14 protein-coding genes and 1 pseudogene are annotated in these 15,238 nt (G+C 74.5%); 6 read left to right on the top strand and 9 right to left on the bottom strand.

Going from position 1 to position 15,238, the window contains the following annotated elements; translation table 11 throughout:
* The 3 genes and pseudogenes from E2C05_RS19735 to E2C05_RS35170 form a co-directional block, all read right to left on the bottom strand.
* Positions 1–1,783, bottom strand: a pseudogene (locus E2C05_RS19735) (PEP-CTERM sorting domain-containing protein); the annotation flags it as partial.
* A gap of 539 nt (positions 1,784–2,322) precedes the next feature.
* On the bottom strand, positions 2,323–2,922 hold the full coding sequence (locus E2C05_RS19730) for a DedA family protein (protein ID WP_133221370.1): 600 nt from the start codon (positions 2,920–2,922) through the stop codon (positions 2,323–2,325).
* An 18-nt stretch (positions 2,923–2,940) separates the two neighbouring features.
* Complete coding sequence (locus E2C05_RS35170; protein ID WP_133221369.1) at positions 2,941–4,629, bottom strand: ArnT family glycosyltransferase; 1,689 nt, start codon at positions 4,627–4,629, stop codon at positions 2,941–2,943.
* A gap of 288 nt (positions 4,630–4,917) precedes the next feature.
* Here E2C05_RS35170 and E2C05_RS19720 point away from each other — a divergent pair, with 288 nt between their 5' ends.
* The 6 genes from E2C05_RS19720 (at position 4,918) to E2C05_RS19695 (ending at position 11,258) form a co-directional block, all read left to right on the top strand.
* The gene (locus E2C05_RS19720) at positions 4,918–6,213 is read left to right on the top strand and encodes an RsmB/NOP family class I SAM-dependent RNA methyltransferase (protein WP_133221368.1); all 1,296 of its coding nucleotides are present in this window, start codon (positions 4,918–4,920) and stop codon (positions 6,211–6,213) included.
* Between the two features lie 238 nt (positions 6,214–6,451).
* Positions 6,452–7,786, top strand: coding sequence for an ABC transporter substrate-binding protein (locus E2C05_RS19715; RefSeq protein ID WP_133221367.1), 1,335 nt, complete (start codon positions 6,452–6,454; stop codon positions 7,784–7,786).
* 25 nt (positions 7,787–7,811) lie between these two features.
* On the top strand, positions 7,812–8,576 hold the full coding sequence (locus E2C05_RS19710; RefSeq protein ID WP_240046796.1) for an ABC transporter ATP-binding protein: 765 nt from the start codon (positions 7,812–7,814) through the stop codon (positions 8,574–8,576).
* Positions 8,573–9,313 (top strand): ABC transporter ATP-binding protein, encoded by a 741-nt coding sequence (locus E2C05_RS19705; RefSeq protein ID WP_133221366.1) that lies wholly within the window; start codon positions 8,573–8,575, stop codon positions 9,311–9,313. The genes E2C05_RS19710 and E2C05_RS19705 overlap by 4 nt, the downstream gene beginning before the upstream one ends.
* Before the next feature lie 110 nt (positions 9,314–9,423).
* Complete coding sequence (locus tag E2C05_RS19700; RefSeq protein WP_133221365.1) at positions 9,424–10,278, top strand: branched-chain amino acid ABC transporter permease; 855 nt, start codon at positions 9,424–9,426, stop codon at positions 10,276–10,278.
* Positions 10,275–11,258: a branched-chain amino acid ABC transporter permease gene (locus E2C05_RS19695; protein WP_133221364.1), complete on the top strand. Its 984-nt coding sequence runs from the start codon at positions 10,275–10,277 to the stop codon at positions 11,256–11,258. Before E2C05_RS19700 ends, E2C05_RS19695 begins: the two co-directional genes overlap by 4 nt.
* Here the strand turns inward: E2C05_RS19695 and E2C05_RS19690 are convergent.
* The 6 genes from E2C05_RS19690 to pgsA all read right to left on the bottom strand — a co-directional run bounded on the left by E2C05_RS19690 (position 11,167) and on the right by pgsA (position 15,142).
* The gene (locus E2C05_RS19690; protein ID WP_192912490.1) at positions 11,167–12,597 is read right to left on the bottom strand and encodes a hypothetical protein; all 1,431 of its coding nucleotides are present in this window, start codon (positions 12,595–12,597) and stop codon (positions 11,167–11,169) included. The two genes, E2C05_RS19695 and E2C05_RS19690, sit on opposite strands and share 92 nt — an antisense overlap.
* Entirely contained in the window at positions 12,594–12,962 is a 369-nt protein-coding gene (locus E2C05_RS19685) for a VOC family protein (protein WP_133221363.1), read from the bottom strand. The genes E2C05_RS19690 and E2C05_RS19685 overlap by 4 nt, the downstream gene beginning before the upstream one ends.
* The gene (locus E2C05_RS19680; RefSeq protein ID WP_133221362.1) at positions 12,959–13,453 is read right to left on the bottom strand and encodes a molybdenum cofactor biosynthesis protein MoaE; all 495 of its coding nucleotides are present in this window, start codon (positions 13,451–13,453) and stop codon (positions 12,959–12,961) included. The genes E2C05_RS19685 and E2C05_RS19680 overlap by 4 nt, the downstream gene beginning before the upstream one ends.
* Complete coding sequence (moaD, locus tag E2C05_RS19675; RefSeq protein ID WP_133221361.1) at positions 13,450–13,701, bottom strand: molybdopterin converting factor subunit 1; 252 nt, start codon at positions 13,699–13,701, stop codon at positions 13,450–13,452. Before moaD ends, E2C05_RS19680 begins: the two co-directional genes overlap by 4 nt.
* The gene (locus tag E2C05_RS19670; protein ID WP_133221360.1) at positions 13,701–14,390 is read right to left on the bottom strand and encodes a hypothetical protein; all 690 of its coding nucleotides are present in this window, start codon (positions 14,388–14,390) and stop codon (positions 13,701–13,703) included. Before E2C05_RS19670 ends, moaD begins: the two co-directional genes overlap by 1 nt.
* A gap of 131 nt (positions 14,391–14,521) precedes the next feature.
* The gene (gene pgsA, locus E2C05_RS19665; protein ID WP_133221359.1) at positions 14,522–15,142 is read right to left on the bottom strand and encodes a CDP-diacylglycerol--glycerol-3-phosphate 3-phosphatidyltransferase; all 621 of its coding nucleotides are present in this window, start codon (positions 15,140–15,142) and stop codon (positions 14,522–14,524) included.
* Positions 15,143–15,238: the final 96 nt, after the last annotated feature.

The following is a 15,238-nucleotide window of genomic DNA, read 5'->3' as shown; positions in this document are numbered from 1 at the left end:
CCAGGGCGACGAGGCCGGCAAGGCCGGCGCCGAGCAGGCCGAGCGTCGCCGGCTCCGGCACCACGGCCGGGCCGCTCGGGTCGGGCGGGACGGGCGTGCCCGGCCCCGGCCCCGGGGGAGCCCAGGCGCCGCTGCCGAAGAAGGTGATGTGCGAGTAGCCGGGCTGGCGGAAGAGCTGGCCGAGCGCGATGTCGAAGGACTGGATCGGCAGCAGCCGGCCGGCATCCGCCGGATCCGGCCGCGAAAGCAGGTAGTAGCCATCGGCCTGCTTGATGGCGACGTAGTAGGGGAGGGGATCGCCCGGGTTGGGCACGAACTGGAAGCTCAGCCGGTCGGTCGAGGCGTCGAAGCGCACCGGGAATTCCGAGCCGTCGACGGTGACATACCGGCCGAGATCGGTGCTGCCATCGGCGTTGAGCTTGAAGATGGTCGGCTCCCCGCCGCTGCCCGAGGCGGTGCCGCCCGGCGTGGCGACGCAATTGGCGAAGCCGCCGGCGCCGCACTCGTTCTGCGGGATCAGGCCGAAGACGGTGAAGGCGCCGAGTTGGAAGCTGCCGGGCGGCGTGCTGGTGCCCTGGCCGTTGCCTTGGCCGTTGCTGCCGCCGGTGTTCGCCTGGCCGTTGCCTTGGCTGTTGCTGCCGCCGGTGCTTGCTTGGCTGCCGCCCGGGCTGTTGCTGCTGCTGCCGCCCGGGCTGTTGCTGCTGCTGCCGCCAGTGCTTGCCTGGCTGCCGCCCTGTCCGCTGCTGCCACCGGTGCTCGCCTGGCCGCCACCCTGTCCGCTGCCCCCGCCGGTGCTCGCCTGCCCGCCACCCTGTCCGCTGCTGCCACCGGTGCTCGCCTGGCTGCCGCCCTGGCTGTTGCTGCCGCCGGTGCGCGACTGGCCGCTGCCCTGTCCGCTGCTGCCGCCGGTACTCGCCTGGCTGCCGCCCTGGCCATTGCTGCCACCGGTGCTCGACTGGCCGCCGCCCTGGCTGTTGCTGCCACCGGTGTTCGCCTGGCTGCCGCCCTGTCCGCTGCTGCCACCGGTGCTCGCCTGGCTGCTGCCCTCGCCGTTGCTGCCGCCGGTGCTCGCTTGGCTGCCGCCCTGGCTGTTGCTGCCACCGGTGCTCGCCTGGCTGCCGCCCTGACCGCTGCTGCCGCCGGTGCTCGCCTGGCCGCCACCCTGTCCGCTGCTGCCACCGGTGCTCGCCTGGCTGCCGCCCTGTCCGCGGCTGCCACCGGTGGTCGTCTGGCCGCTGCCCTGTCCGCTGCTGCCACCGGTGCTCGCTTGGCTGCCGCCCGGTGCGCTGCTGCCACCGGTGCTCGCTTGGCTGCCGCCCGGTGCGCTGCTGCCACCGGTGCTCGCCTGGCTGCCGCCCTGTCCGCTGCTGCCACCGGTGTTCGCGTGGCTGCCGCCCTGTCCGCTGCTGCCACCGGTGCTCGACTGGCCGCCGCCCTGGCCATTGCTGCCGCCGGTGGTCGACTGGCTGCCACCCTGTCCGCTGCTGCCACCGGTGCTCGACTGGCCGCCGCCCTGGGCGTTGCTGCCACCGGTGTTCGCCTGGCTGCCGCCCTGACCGCTGCTGCCGCCGGTGCTTGCCTGGCTGCCGCCCTGGGCGTTGCTGCCGCCGGTGCTCGCCTGGCTGCTGCTGCCGCCGGTGCTCGCCTGCCCACCGCCCCGGCCGCTGCTGCCACCGCCGTTCGATTGGCCGCTGCCCTGGCCACCGGCCCCGGCCCGCCCCGCGGCGCCCTGGCCGTTGCCGGAAGGGATGGCGGCGGCACGCTGGAGGAGGGCCGCCGGCATGCCGGCCCCGCCGGCCCTCGCCTCGCCCGGCGGGCCGGCCGGCGCGGCCGAGGGCCCGCCCCAAGTCACCACGGCAGCGAAAAGTCCGCACGCCGCCGCGCCTGCCAGCACCAATCCCTGCGCGATCCTCGTACCCATCATGCGCGTCCCAAGACCCGGGTGGCGGGCTTCTAGGCCCCGGGGCGGATGCGGGGCGGGACGGCCGTGCCTCAATCCATGCCGCCGGCTGGCGGGATGGCGCAGGTCTCGGTCGGGTACGATGCCGCCGCCGCGATCGCCGCACGCGGCGGCGGCCCCGGCGGGGCGTGGAAATCCCGGCCCGGCCACGGGCCTCGCCGCATGCCTGCGGACTCTAGGGGCGGTTTCGCTGCCAAATCCTTCATGCCGCCGTCCCGGGGCGGTGGCGCCACGCGGCGGCCGGTCCGGCCTCGGGCGTCACCCGTCCGGGATGCGCTTCCGCCCGCCCCGTCATGCCCGCGGGGCCAGCGGCCGTGCCGCGCCGGGCGCGCGCCGTGCCGGAGGATGCCGCCCGCCGCGGCTCAGCCGGCGCGGCGGGCCTTCCAGACCTGCCAGGCGACCAGGCCCAGCACCACGGCCATGATCGTCAGCCCGATCGGCCCGGCCCAGTCCTCCACCAGGTGGAACTGATCCTCCAGCGCATAGCCCGCCACCGCCAGGCCGCCGGTCCAGATCGTCGTCCCCACCGCGGTCCAGAAATAGAAGACCCGCCGCGGCAGGGCGATCAGGCCGGCGGGGATGGAGATGCCGGTGCGCACCCCCGGCATCATGCGGGCGATGCAGACCGCGGCGGGGCCGTTGCGCCGCAGCGCTGCCTCGGCCTTGCCCACCTCCTCCCGCCCCAGCCGGGTGAAGCGATGCAGCCGGTCGAGGATGCGGTACATCCGCTCCGTCCCGAAGGCGCGGGCCAGTTCGAACCACACGGCATTGCCGGCCAGCGACCCGGCGATGCCGGCGAGGATCACGCCCGGCAGCGGCATCTGCCCGCGCGCCGCGGCGAAGCCGGCCAGCGGCATCACCACCTCGGACGGGATGGGTGGGAACAGGTTCTCGGCGACCATCAGCAGGAAGACGCCGACGAGGCCGCCGGAGGCGACGAGGTTGGTGGCCCAGTCAATCATGGTTCAGCCAATCATCGCTCAGGCGGCCCGGCGGAACAGCAGCAGCGTGACCCAGCGGCCACGCGTGTAGTTGAAGCCCGTCACCTGGCCGATCTCCTGGTAGGGCAGCGCCAGCGCCGCCGCCTCCTCGCGGAAGTCCCGCTCCGCCCGGTCCCCCACCGCCACCACCCGCGCCGGGCCGCCGCCGAGGAAGCGGGCGGCGTCGCGACCGGTGCGCAGCAGGCTCACCTCCCCACCCAGGGCGAACAGCACCGAAGGCTCGGAATGCCCGGTGATCCCGAAATCCCGCGCTGGCAGGCCGGGCGCCTGCGCCTCGAGCGTCGCCGCCAGCCGCGGCGCGACCCAGAGCGGCGCGAGCCGTGGTGCCACGCCTTCCATCACCGCGGCGTAAAGCGGCACGGCCAGCAGCGCGCCGAGCAGCCCGGCGCGGCCCCAGCCGCCCTGCCGCGCGCTGCGCCAGACCAGCCAGACCAGCAGCGCCGCCAGCGGCAGCACCAGCAGCCCCGCCTCCAGCCAGCGGCGCATCAGCATCCCGAAGGCGGCTTCCGAGGCTAGCGCGATGCCGAGCGCGACCAGCGCCAGCGCCGCGAAGGCGACGCGCCGCCACCAGCGCGGCGGCAGGCGGCGCAGCGGGTCCATCGCCCAGGCGGCGCCCAGCAGCATCAGCGCGGGATAGAGCGGCAGCGTGTAGTGCGGCAGCTTGGTCTGCACCGCCTCGAACACCAGCCAGCTCGGCACCACCCAGGCCAGCAGGAAGCGCGTCGGCGGGTTCAGCCTCTCCCGCCAGGCCGTCGGCAGGGCGCACAGCACGATCCAGGCGCCGGGAAAGGCGGCGATGCCGAAGGTCAGCAGGTAGAAGCCGGGGGGCGCGCCGTGCTTCTCCTCCCCGCTGCCGATCTTCGACAGCATGTCGCCGCCCACCGCCTGCTCGAAGAACCGGCCTTCGGTGGCGATGCCGATGGCGACGAACCAGGGCGCCGCGGCGGCGACCATCAGCGGCAGGCCCCAGCCGGGCCGGAGCGCCCGCAGCCAGGGCGCGCCCTTGTCGGCGATGGCGAGCGTGATGCCGGCGAGCAGCGGCACCATCGGCCCGACCGGCCCCTTCAGCAGCATGGAGGCGCCGAGGACCAGCCAGAACCCCGCCGCCTGCCGGGCGGTGAACTGCCCCGGCCGCAGATAGGCCTGGGCGAACAGGCCCATGGCCGCCGCCACCGTCGCCAGCAGCGCCGCATCGGTCTTGGCGATATGCGCTTCCGCCATCAGTACCATGCAGGACGCCAGCATGGCGGCGCCGAGGAAGGCGGCCCGGCGCCCGACCAGCGACCGTCCCCAATGGAAGGTCGCCAGCACCGCCAGGATGCCGCCCAGCAGGGACGGGACGCGATAGGCCCAGATGTCGTCGCGCCCGCCCAGCCGCGCCGCTTCCAGCACATGGACGGACGCCGCCTGCGCCCAGTGGATGCCGGCCGGCTTCTTGTTCCGCTCCTCCTCGCCGACGCGGATGCGGACATAGTCGCCGCTGTCGAGCATCTGCTTCGTCGCCTGGGCGAAGCGGCTCTCGTCCCGGTCGGTCGCCGGCAGGGTGAAGAAGCCGGGCAGCCACAGCAGCAGGCAGAGCAGCACCAGCGCCAGGCGCGGCCGGCGCTGCAACGCCTCCGGCAGGGCGCCGAGGGAGCGGTCGGGGCTGGACGGCGCCGAGATATGCATGGGCGGGCGGATAGCCCGTTTCCCGCGGCGGGGATAGCGCGCGCCGAGGGGCATCGAGGAGGGCGCTGCCCTCCTCGAACTCCACCCGCCAGGGGTCAGGCGACCCCTGGACCGGCCCGAGTCATCGCCAGGGTGGGGCCCCATCCAGGGCCCTCGCCCTGGCGATAACCCACACGGGGGTCCGGGGGCCGGTTCGGTCCCCGGCGGGAGGGTCCGGGAGGGCGGCGCCCTCCCGGCACGGCGACGCCCCCGGTTCGCGCCCGCCGCGCGTCTGCCCTACACCGCGGCATGGCCAACCCCGCCCGCCGCGCTGCCGCCGCCCTGCTCGACGCCGTCCTGACCCGCCACCGCCCGCTGGAGGAGGCGCTGGACGCGCTGCCGACCGACGGCAAGCCGCACAAGGTGCGCGGCAAGGGGGAGGCGCGGCCAGGCGCCGCCGTCGCCCCGCGCGACAAGGCGGCCGGGCATCGCATCGCCGCCGCCGTGCTGCGCCGGGCCGGGTCGCTGGATGCGGTGCTGGAGCCCTTCCTGCGGCGCGAACCCCCGCCGCCGGTGCGCAACGCGCTGCGCATCGGCGCGGCCGAGCTGCTGCTGCTGGCGACGCCGCCGCATGCCGCGGTCGCCAGCGCGGTGGACCTCGTCCCCGCCCCCTTCGCCGGCCTGGTGAACGCCGTGCTGCGCCGCGTGGCCGAGGCCGGGCCGACGGCGCTGGAGGGGCTTGAGGCCGAGCGGCTGGACACGCCCGGCTGGCTCTGGACCGCCTGGCATGCCGCCTATGGCCCCGCGGTCCGCAGCATCGCCGCGGCGCACCGGGCGGAGGCGCCGCTCGATCTCTCCCTCAAGCCCGGCGCCGCGGCGCCGGAAGGCGGGGAGGCCCTGCCCGGCGGCACGCATCGCTACCCCGCCGGCACGCGGGTGACCGAGCTGCCCGGCTTCGCGGACGGGCAGTTCTGGGTGCAGGACGCCGCCGCCGCCCTGCCGGCCCGGCTGCTCGGCGCGCGGCCGGGCGAGCGCGTCGCCGATCTCTGCGCCGCGCCCGGCGGCAAGACGGCGCAATTGGCGGCCACCGGCGCGCAGGTGGTGGCGGTGGAGCGCGACCCGCGCCGCGCCGCGCGGCTGCGGGAGAACCTGGCGCGCCTCGACCTGCCGGCGGAGCTGGTGGTGGCGGATGCGCTGCACTGGTCGCCCGAGGCGCGGTTCGATGCCATCCTGCTGGATGCGCCCTGCACCGCGACGGGCACCATCCGCCGTCACCCGGACGTGCCGCACCTGAAGCGGCCGAAGGACGTGGCGAGCGCGGCGGAATTGCAGCGCGGGCTGCTGGCGGCCGCGGCGGCACGACTGGCGCCGGGCGGCCGGCTGGTGTTCGCCACCTGCTCGCTGCAGGCGGAGGAGGGGGAGGCGCATCGGGATGCCGCCGCGGCGCTGGGCCTGGCGCCGGACCCGATCCGCGCGGAGGAGCTGCCGGGCCTGGCCGAGGCGGTGACGCCGTCCGGCACGCTGCGCACCCGCCCCGACCTCTGGGCCGGGCGCGGCGGGATGGACGGGTTCTTCGCCGCGCGGTTCCGCAAGCCGGCGGGCTGAGACGCCGCGACGCGAGGCCCGGCGGCGCGAAGGCCGGGCGCCGCCGACCGGCGTTCCTTCGCCGGCCTGGCCGCCTTGACGCATGCAGGCCGGCATCGTCCACTCCCCGGCAACGGCCGCGCGGTGACAGGACGCGGCGATGGAGACGTCGCAGGAGGGCCGGCACGCGCGTGCCGCGCCGCGCGCATCCCATCGCCGCCCGCCCCGATGGCCGAGAGGCAGGGAAGGGACGACGCGGATGCAGGGCAACGGAACAGGACGCCGCACGCTGCTTCAGGCGGGGGCCGGGCTCGGCCTTGCCGCCACGGTGCCGGCGCAGGCGCGGGCGCAGACGGCGCCGGCGCGCGGCGGCGACCCTCTCCGCATCGGCGTGATGACCGACCTCTCCGGCCCCTTCGCCGGCGCCGGCAGCGTGCCGCTGTTCCAGGGCGCCGAGGTGGCGATCGAGCTGTTCAACCAGCGCGGCGGCGTCGATGGCCGCCCGGTCGCCGCCGTCTCGGCCGACAGCCAGTCCAAGGCCGATGTGGCGATCAACGAGGCCGAGCGCCTGCTGGGGCAGGAGCGGCTGGAGGTCGTCACCGGCATCTATTCCTCCGCCCATGCCGTGCCCCTGTCGGGCCGGTTCGAGGCGCAGAAGAAGATGATGTGGATCACCTCGGCCATCGCGACCGCGGTGCTGAAGGACAAGGGCTTCCGCTACGTCTTCCGCCCCACCGTGCATTCCGACCAGTATGCCGAGGGCACCGTCTCCGTCGTCGCCGAGCAGGCCAGGGCCAAGCTCGGCATGGACCCGGAGAAGGTGAAGCTGGCGGTGATCTACGAGGACGGGCCCTATGGCACCGGCGTCTCCTCCGCCATCGAGGCCAATGCCAAGGCCCGCAGCATGCCGGTGGTGCTGAAGGAAGCCTATTCCTCCACGACGCCCGACCTCTCGACGCTGGTTACCAAGCTGCGGCGGGAGAGGCCGGACATCGTCTACCAGGTGGGCTACAACCCGGACATCACGCTGTTCCTGCGCCAGGCCCGGTCCGGCGGGCTGCGCTTCCGCATGCTGTTCGGCCATGGCGCCGGCTGGTCGCAGATCGACAAGCTATGGGACACCTTCGGCAAGGATATCGAGTATTTCTGCAACGCCGACCCGGCGGCGACGCAGATGCTGGACTGGGCCAAGCTGCGGCCCGGCGTCGGCGACCTGGCCAAGACCTTCGTCGAGCGCTTCTCCGCCAAGCACCAGCTGCGCGACCTGCCGCCGCATGCTTCCATGGGCTTCAACAACACCTGGATCTTCCTCGAGCACGTGCTGAAGCCCGCGGTGCGCAAGACCGGCGGCATGACCGCGGATGCGCTGCGCGAGGCGGCGCTGGAGGTCGACATCCCGGTCGGCGGCACCATCCAGGGCTACGGCGTGAAATTCGAGCCGCCGGGCAGCAGCATGGCCGGGCAGAATGCCCGCAGCCTCTGCGTCGTCATGCAGTTCGAGAATGCGAAGTCGCATGTGATCTGGCCGGCCGCGCTGGGGCGGGAGCCGGTGATGCCGCTGCCGGCCGGCAACCCCTACGCGCTGCGGTCCTAGCGTGCGGGACCAGGACGCGGCGCCGTTGGCCGGAGCGCCGGCGGCCGCGGCGCCCCTGCTGGAGGTCGCGGGGCTGACCAAGCGGTTCGGCGGCTTCACCGCCGTCGATGCCGTGTCCTTCAGCGTGGCGCCGGGCGAGATCCTCGGCCTGCTCGGCCCCAACGGGTCGGGCAAGTCCACCACCTTCAACTGCATCGCCGGCATGCTGCGCCCGAGCGCGGGGTCGATCCGCCTGGCGGGCCAGGAGATCGGCGGCCTGCCGGCCGAGGAATGCTGCCGGCGCGGGATCGGCCGCACCTTCCAGATCCCGCGCCCCTTCCGCACCCTGTCGCTGCTTGAAAATGCCGTGCTGGCGGCGCATTACGGCGCCGGCGGCCGGATCGACGCGGCGGAGGCGGAGCGGCGGGCGCGCGACGCGCTGCGCCTGGCGCAACTGCCCGACGACCCCAACGCGACCACGCAGGGGCTGGGCGCCGCCGGCCTGAAGAAGCTGGAGCTGGCACGGGCCCTGGCGACGCAGCCGAAGCTGCTGCTGGCCGATGAATCCCTCGGCGGGCTGGATGCCGGGGAGATGCGGCAGGCAGCGCAGATGCTCAAGCGCATCCGCGACGAGCGGGGCATCACCATCGTCTGGGTGGAGCATATCATGGGCGTGCTGCTGTCGGTCGTGGACCGCGTGGTCGTCCTCGACCATGGCGCGGTGATCTTCCGCGGCACGCCGGCCGAGGCGCAGGAGGACACGAAGGTCGCCGAGGTCTATCTCGGCCCGCCGGAGTCGCGCGCCGCATGAGCGCCGCGCTGCATCAGGAGGCCGGGTCGACATTGGAGTTGTCCGGCATCCAGGCCGGCTATGGCGACTTCCAGGCGCTGTTCGGCGTCTCGCTCCGCGTCGAGCCGGGCGAGGCGGTGGGCGTCGTCGGCCCCAACGGCGCGGGCAAGACGACGCTGCTGCGCGCCATCTCCGGCCTGATCCGGCCGCGCGCCGGCACGCTGCGCTATGGCGGGCAGGATTTGACCGCGGTGCCGCCGCACATGCTGCCGGGCATGGGCATCGCGCATGTGCCGGAGAACCGCCGGTTGTTCCCGCACCTGACGGTGGAGGAGAACCTGAAGGTCGGCGCCTTCACCAAGGCGGCGCGGGCGCGGTTCGAGCAGCGGCGGGAGCATGTCTTCGAGCTGTTCCCCCGCATGAAGCAGCGCCGGCACCAGCTGGCCGGGACGATGAGCGGCGGCGAGCAGCAGATGTGCGCCATCGGCCGCGCGCTGATGTCCGGCCCGCGCATCCTGCTGCTGGACGAGCCTTCGGCCGGCCTGGCGCCGCTGGTGGTGCAGCAGGTCTTCGAGCTGGTGCGGCGCATCCGCCAGGAAGGGCTGACGGTGCTGATCGTCGAGCAGAACGTGGCGCAGGTGCTGCGCGTGGTGGACCGCGCCTATGTGCTGGAGACGGGGCGCGTCGCCGCCGAGGGCCGCAGCGCCGAGCTCGCGGCCGACCCGGCCATCCGCCGCAGCTACCTGGGCGGGCACTGATGATGCCCCGCGGCTCCGCCGCGCGCGCCCACAGGGCACCACGTGACACCGCCGCGCGGCACCGCCCGCTAGCGCGGCCGCGCTGAGGCCGGCCGCAGCAAGGAACAGGCATGGATCCCTTCTTTCTCGAAGCCCTGGTGAACGGCATCCTGCTGGGCGGCGTCTTCGCCCTGCCGGCGCTCGGGCTCAACCTCGTCTTCGGCGTCGTGGACGTGGTCTGGCTCTGCTATGCCGAGCTGGTGATGGTCGGCATGTATGCCGTCTGGTTCCTGCACACCCAGGCGGGCTGGCCGCTCTGGCTGGCCTTCGCCGCCTGCCTGCCCGTCGTCGCGCTGCTCGGCCTGCTGCTGCACCTGCTAGTGGTGCGGCCGCTGCTGAACAGCCCGCCGATCAACCAGGTGCTGGCGACGGGCGGCGTGCTCTTCGTGCTGCAGGGCGCGGCGACGCTGGTCTTCTCCACCGAATTCCGCTCGCTCGGCGTCGACATGCCGCCGATGGAGGTGGGCGAGGTGTTCGTGAGCGGCACCAAGCTGGCGGCCTTCGTCGCGGCGCTGACCGGCGCGGGCATCCTCTGGGCCTTCCTGAAATTCACCTATGTCGGCACCGCCATCCGCGCCATCGCCCGCGATAGGGAGGTGATGCCGCTGATGGGCGTCGACCCGCAGCGCATCTACCTCATCGCCTCGGCGGTGGGCGGGGCGCTCGCCGGGCTGGCCGCCTGCCTGCTGGTCGTCCAGCTCGACGTGCATCCCTTCGTCGGCCTGTCCTTCGGGCCGATCACCTTCATGATCTGCGTCATGGGCGGCCTCGGGAACATGCTCGGCGGCTTCCTGGCGGCCTTCCTGATGGGGCTGATCATCTCGGTCGGCGGCTTCTGGGGCACGACCGAATTCTCCTACGTGGTGGCCTTCGCCTTCTTCATCCTGGTGATGTTCCTGCGGCCGAAAGGGCTCTTCGCGCGATGACCGGAACCTTCCTGGGCGCGCTGGTGCTGGCGGCGCTCGCCGCCGTGCCGCTGCTCTCGCCGCCCGACTACCTCATGCACCTGCTGATCACCGCGCTGCTGACGGCGCTGGCCGGCACCGGCTGGGCGATGATGGGGCGCTTCGGCCTCGTCTCCTTCGGGCATGGCGCCTTCCTCGGCGTCGCCGCCTACACCATGGCGCTGCTGTGGAACGAGGCGGGGCTGACCCCCTGGCTCGGCATCCCCATCGGCATGGCGGTGGCGGTCGCCGCCGGCGTGCTGCTGGGCTACCCGGCCTTCCGGCTGCGGGTGGTCGGGCACTACTTCGCCCTGGTCACGCTGGCGGCGGGCGAGATCGTCCGCATCCTGATCGTCGCGCTGCGCGAGCATACCGGCGGCTCGCTCGGCATGACGCCGGCCAAGGCGCCCGATGGCGGGGCCTTCCTGGCGATGCAGTTCGACAAGGCGGGCTTCTGGTGGATCGCGCTGCTGGCCTGGGCGGGCGGCCTCGTCGCCTGGCGGATGCTCGACCGGTCCATGTCCTCGAAGGCGCTGGCGGCGATCGCCGAGGACGAGGATGCGGCGGCCTCCATCGGCATCCGCGTCACGGCGGAGAAGCTGAAGGTCACGGTGATCTCGGTGGCGCTGGCGGCGCTGGCCGGGGCGCTGACGGCGCAGTACCGGCAATACCTGAACCCGGAATCCCTCGCCGGCCTCGGCATCTCCCTACAGATCGTCTTCGGCGCCATCGCCGGCGGGATGTACGTGCCCTTCGGCCCGACCATTGGCGCGCTGATCACCATCGGGCTCGAGGAAGGGTTGCGCATCTTCTTCGGCACGGAACTGACCGGCGCCGCCCCCCTGGTGTACGGCCTGCTGCTGGTGCTGTTCATGCTGTACCTGCCGCGCGGCATCGCCGGCCTGTTCGAGCGCCGCGCCAAGCGCTCCCCCGCGGCAAAGCCGGCGCCGGTGACGGCGTAGCCCGGACCGGTCCAGGCCGGGTGCCGGCCTGGCGGGATGGGGTCCGGGGAAGGGCAGGGCCCTTCCCCGGGATCAGCAGCGCGGCGAAGGGCAGCAGCCACACGATCCGCGCCTGGTAGCGATGGTGCGGCTTCGACAGCGCGCCGGTCGCCGCAGCATTGACGAGGACGGCGAGGATGACCCACGCCGCGAAGCCCCGTCGCCGCGGGTCGCGCAGCGCCAGCAGCACCCCCGCCGCGCCCAGCAGCAGCGCGGCGAGGTGCAATGCCAGGAAGGGTTGCGCCGCGTCCCGCAGCATCCCCCGCGCCTGCAGCGACGCCGCGAAGCGCGCCTGCTCCCCCGCCGGGAAGCCGAGGGCGAGTTGCCGCGCGACGGAGGCCTCGAGGTTCTCCTTACCCAGCGTGTCGCCGACCCGCACAAGGCGTAGCTGCGCCCAGGCATTCGCCAGCGCCGCCCGCAGCACCGCCAGCGGTTCGCGCCGCAGCGTCTCGGCGACGATGGTCGCGGCCTCGGGCGCCAGGGAGATGGGCCCGCCCGGCTGCGCGCCATCCGTCCGCGGCGCCCAGACCGGGCCGTCGCCGGCCCAGAGGAACTCGTCGCTGTCGGCGGGCAGCCGGCCGGCCCAGCGGCAGAGATGCCAGCCCGCTTTGGGGCAGTGCGCCGCGATGGTCCGCGCCGCCGGCCCGTCCGCCGCCAGCCGGGCGAGGGCGAAGACCGCGCCATAGGGCGAGACCGCCGGCCGCCCATGCGCCCAGAGATTCGTCGTCAGCAGCAGCGCGAGGGCACCCGCCAGCGGCAGGGCGCAACGCAGCGCCGGCCGCCAGCCGCGCCACAGCGCCAGCAGCGCCAGCGCGGCGGCAAGGGGCAGGTGCGAGAGATGCGCGGCCATGGCCAGCATGGCCAGCAGCCCCAGCGCCGCGCGTTCCCACCCCGCCAGCCGGTCCCAGGCGAAGCCCAGCAGCCACAGCGCCAGCACCAGGGCCGGCGCCAGCCAGTCGGGCATCAGCGTGGCGGCGAACCAGGGCGCCGCCGTCGCCGCCGCCAGTCCGGCGCAGAACAGCAGGTGCCGCGCCGGGCGCACGCCCACCACCTCCCGCTGGGTCAGCCAGAGCAGCCAGGACAGCGCGACCCCCTGCGCCGCCATGGGCGGCCAGAGCGTCACGCGCCAGTGGAAGCCGTGCAGCAACGGGCCATAGACCAGCGGCTTGTCCCAGACCGGCCAGCCCTGCACGGTCTGCGCCAGGAAGGCGCCGGTGTCGCTGAAGACCAGCGGGTAGCCATTGAGCAGGGCGGGCCAGAGCAGCAGCGCCGCCCCCGCCAGCACCGCCACCGCCCTCACGCGCCGGCGAACAGCTCGATGACGTTGCCCTCGGGGTCCGCCACCCGCAGCAGCCGCGGCGGCGCGCCGGATGGCCCCGGCGCATCCAGCACCGCGACGCGCGCGGTCAGCATGCGGCGGTGCCAGCGTTCCAGCTCGGCATCCGCCACCGGGAAGGCCAGCAGGGTCCCGGCCTCGGTCGCGCGGGCGCTGGGGAACAGCGCATCGCCGCGTGGCCGCAGCACCAGCTCCACCGCGCCCAGGCGGTAGCGCAGCGTGTTGCCCGGCTCGGCCGGCGGCAGGCCGAGCACGCGGCCGAAGAAGTCGCGCTGCCGGTGCGGGTCGCGGCAGGCCAGCTCCAGCCGCGCCAGGGGGCCCAGGCTCATCGCCCGCCGCCCGCGTCCTGGCGGTCCCAGCGCGCGGCGGCGGCATCGTCCGCCGCCTTCGCCTCGACCCAGCGTTCGCCGCCGCCGGCGAACTCCTCGCGCTTCCAGAAGGGGGCGCGGGTCTTCAGCCAGTCGATCAGGAAGGCGCAGGCCTCCAGCGCGGCGGCGCGGTGGGCGGAGGCGGTGAGCACCAGCACGATCGGCGCCCCCGGTTCCAGCCGGCCGACGCGGTGCACCACGGTGCAGCCGGTGAGCGGCCAGCGCGCGTAGGCCTCCTCGGCGATGCGGCGGATCGCCCGCTCCGTCATGCCGGGATAGTGTTCCAGCACCAGGGCGGAGAGCCCGTCATCCGCCCGGCACAGCCCGACGAAGCTGGCGAGGCCGCCGACATCCTCCCGCCCCCGGGTCAGCAGGGCGCCCTCGGCGGCCAGGTCGAAGGCCGCTTCCTGCACCCGCACGGTCACGCCCCTGGGGGGCTGCGCGCCGCTCATCCGCCGGTCACCGGCGGGAAGAAGGCAACCTCGTCGCCGCGGGCCACCGGGGCGTCCGGCGTGGCGAATTCCTGGTTCACCGCGCAGCGCACCTGCCTCGGCTGCGCGAAGGCCGCGGCATGGCCGGGGCTGCGGCCGGACAGCCAGGCGATCAGCCCGGCCACGTCCCGCACCTCGGGCGGCGGCGCCACCTCCTCCTCGCCCAGGCCCACCTTCTGCCGCAGCCAGGCGAAGTACAGCACCCGCATCAGCGCGACGGCACGGTCTGGACCTGCCCGTTCGGCCCGATCAGCGTCGTGGTGTTGCCGTCGCGGATCGCCGTGCCGGTGCCGCCGCCGGGGGTGATGAAGCTTTGCACCCGGTCGGTGCCGCCGGTGGTCAGGGCGGGGCCGGAGGGGGTGGTGATCACCTGGCCTTCCGGCCGCCGGCCGGGCGGGGCGGACAGGCCGGGCGGCAGCGGCGCCACCGCCTGCGGCGGCGGGATCTCCGGCTGGCGGATGGGCGGCGGCGGCGGGGAGGAGCTGCCGCGCAGCCCCGGCGGCAGGTCCGGGTCGGTCGGCTGCCATTGCGACCGGCCGGCCGGGCGGGACGGCCGGTCCAGCTCGCTCGGCTGGTAGTTCGGGATGTTGCGCATGGCGGCATCCGGGTTGGCCAGCGTCGAGCGCGGGCCTTCCGGCACCGGCCAGACGTCGCCGTCCTCGGACCGCAGCGTCTCGACCGCCATCGGCATGCCGGCGATGCGGGCGACGGTGGTGGACTGTTCCGCGGGGGGCTGCGCCGTCGGGCCGCCCCAGGGGGCGCCCAGCCTTTCGCCGACGCGACCGATGCCGTCCGTCAGCCCGCCGGTGGAGTTGTTGAAGCCCGTGCAGCCGCCGAGCGCCAGCCCGGTGCTGAGCAGGGCCAGGGTGGCCAGCCGGGGGATGACAATCCTTGACATCAGACGCTCCTGTCGCCCCGGGGGCGGGGCCGGCTTGGGACATGCTGCCCGGGGATGCGGGCCGGGGCTGCACCTCGTGGGACATGCGACGGGTTGCGGGCCCGGGCAAGGCCCTGGCAGGCCCGGCCGCGTCAAGGCCGGACCGCCGGGCCGGGTTGCCGCTTCGCCCCCTCTGCCCGGGGATCGGTTCCCGCATGGTGAAGGCCGGCCATCAGGTAGTCCCAGCCGGTCACCAGGGTCAGCGCCGCGGCCGTCCACAGCATCGCCTCCCCGATCAGGGAGACCGGCAGGACCGATATCTGCAGTGCCGCGGCGGCGGTGTCGCCGGCCAGCAGCGTGCCGAGCGCGCCCATCTGGAAGCCGGTCTTCCACTTCGCCAGGCGGGACACCGGCAGGCCGATGCGCAATTCCGCCAGGTATTCGCGCAGGCCGCTGACCAGGATTTCCCGCAGCAGGATGATGATGGCGGGATACAGGGTCCAGCCCGTCAGCTTCTCATGCCCCGCCAGCAGGATGAGCGCGGCGCCGACCAGCAGTTTGTCGGCGATGGGGTCCAGCATCCGGCCGAAGCCGGAGACGATCTGCCGGCTGCGGGCGATCTTGCCGTCGAAATAGTCGGTGATGGCGGCGGCGGAGAAGACGACGCAGGCGGCCACGTCCCCCCAGGGGTCGCGCAGGGCCACCAGCGCCACCAGCAGCGGAATGGCGGCGATCCGCGAAAGGGTGAGCAGATTGGGCAGGTCGGTGGGCATGGAAGGCGCAGTCATGGCCGAGCGGCGGCGCGCGGGCAAGGCCGGCGGCGCCGCGCCGCCGCCGCGGCGGCGGGAGTGGGGTGGCGAACGGGCCGC

The sequence above is a fragment of the Paracraurococcus ruber genome (assembly GCF_004353985.1).
Lineage (GTDB): Bacteria > Pseudomonadota > Alphaproteobacteria > Acetobacterales > Acetobacteraceae > Paracraurococcus > Paracraurococcus ruber.
Note: the sequence above shows the minus strand (reverse complement) of the source record. Positions and strands in the feature narration are given on the sequence as shown.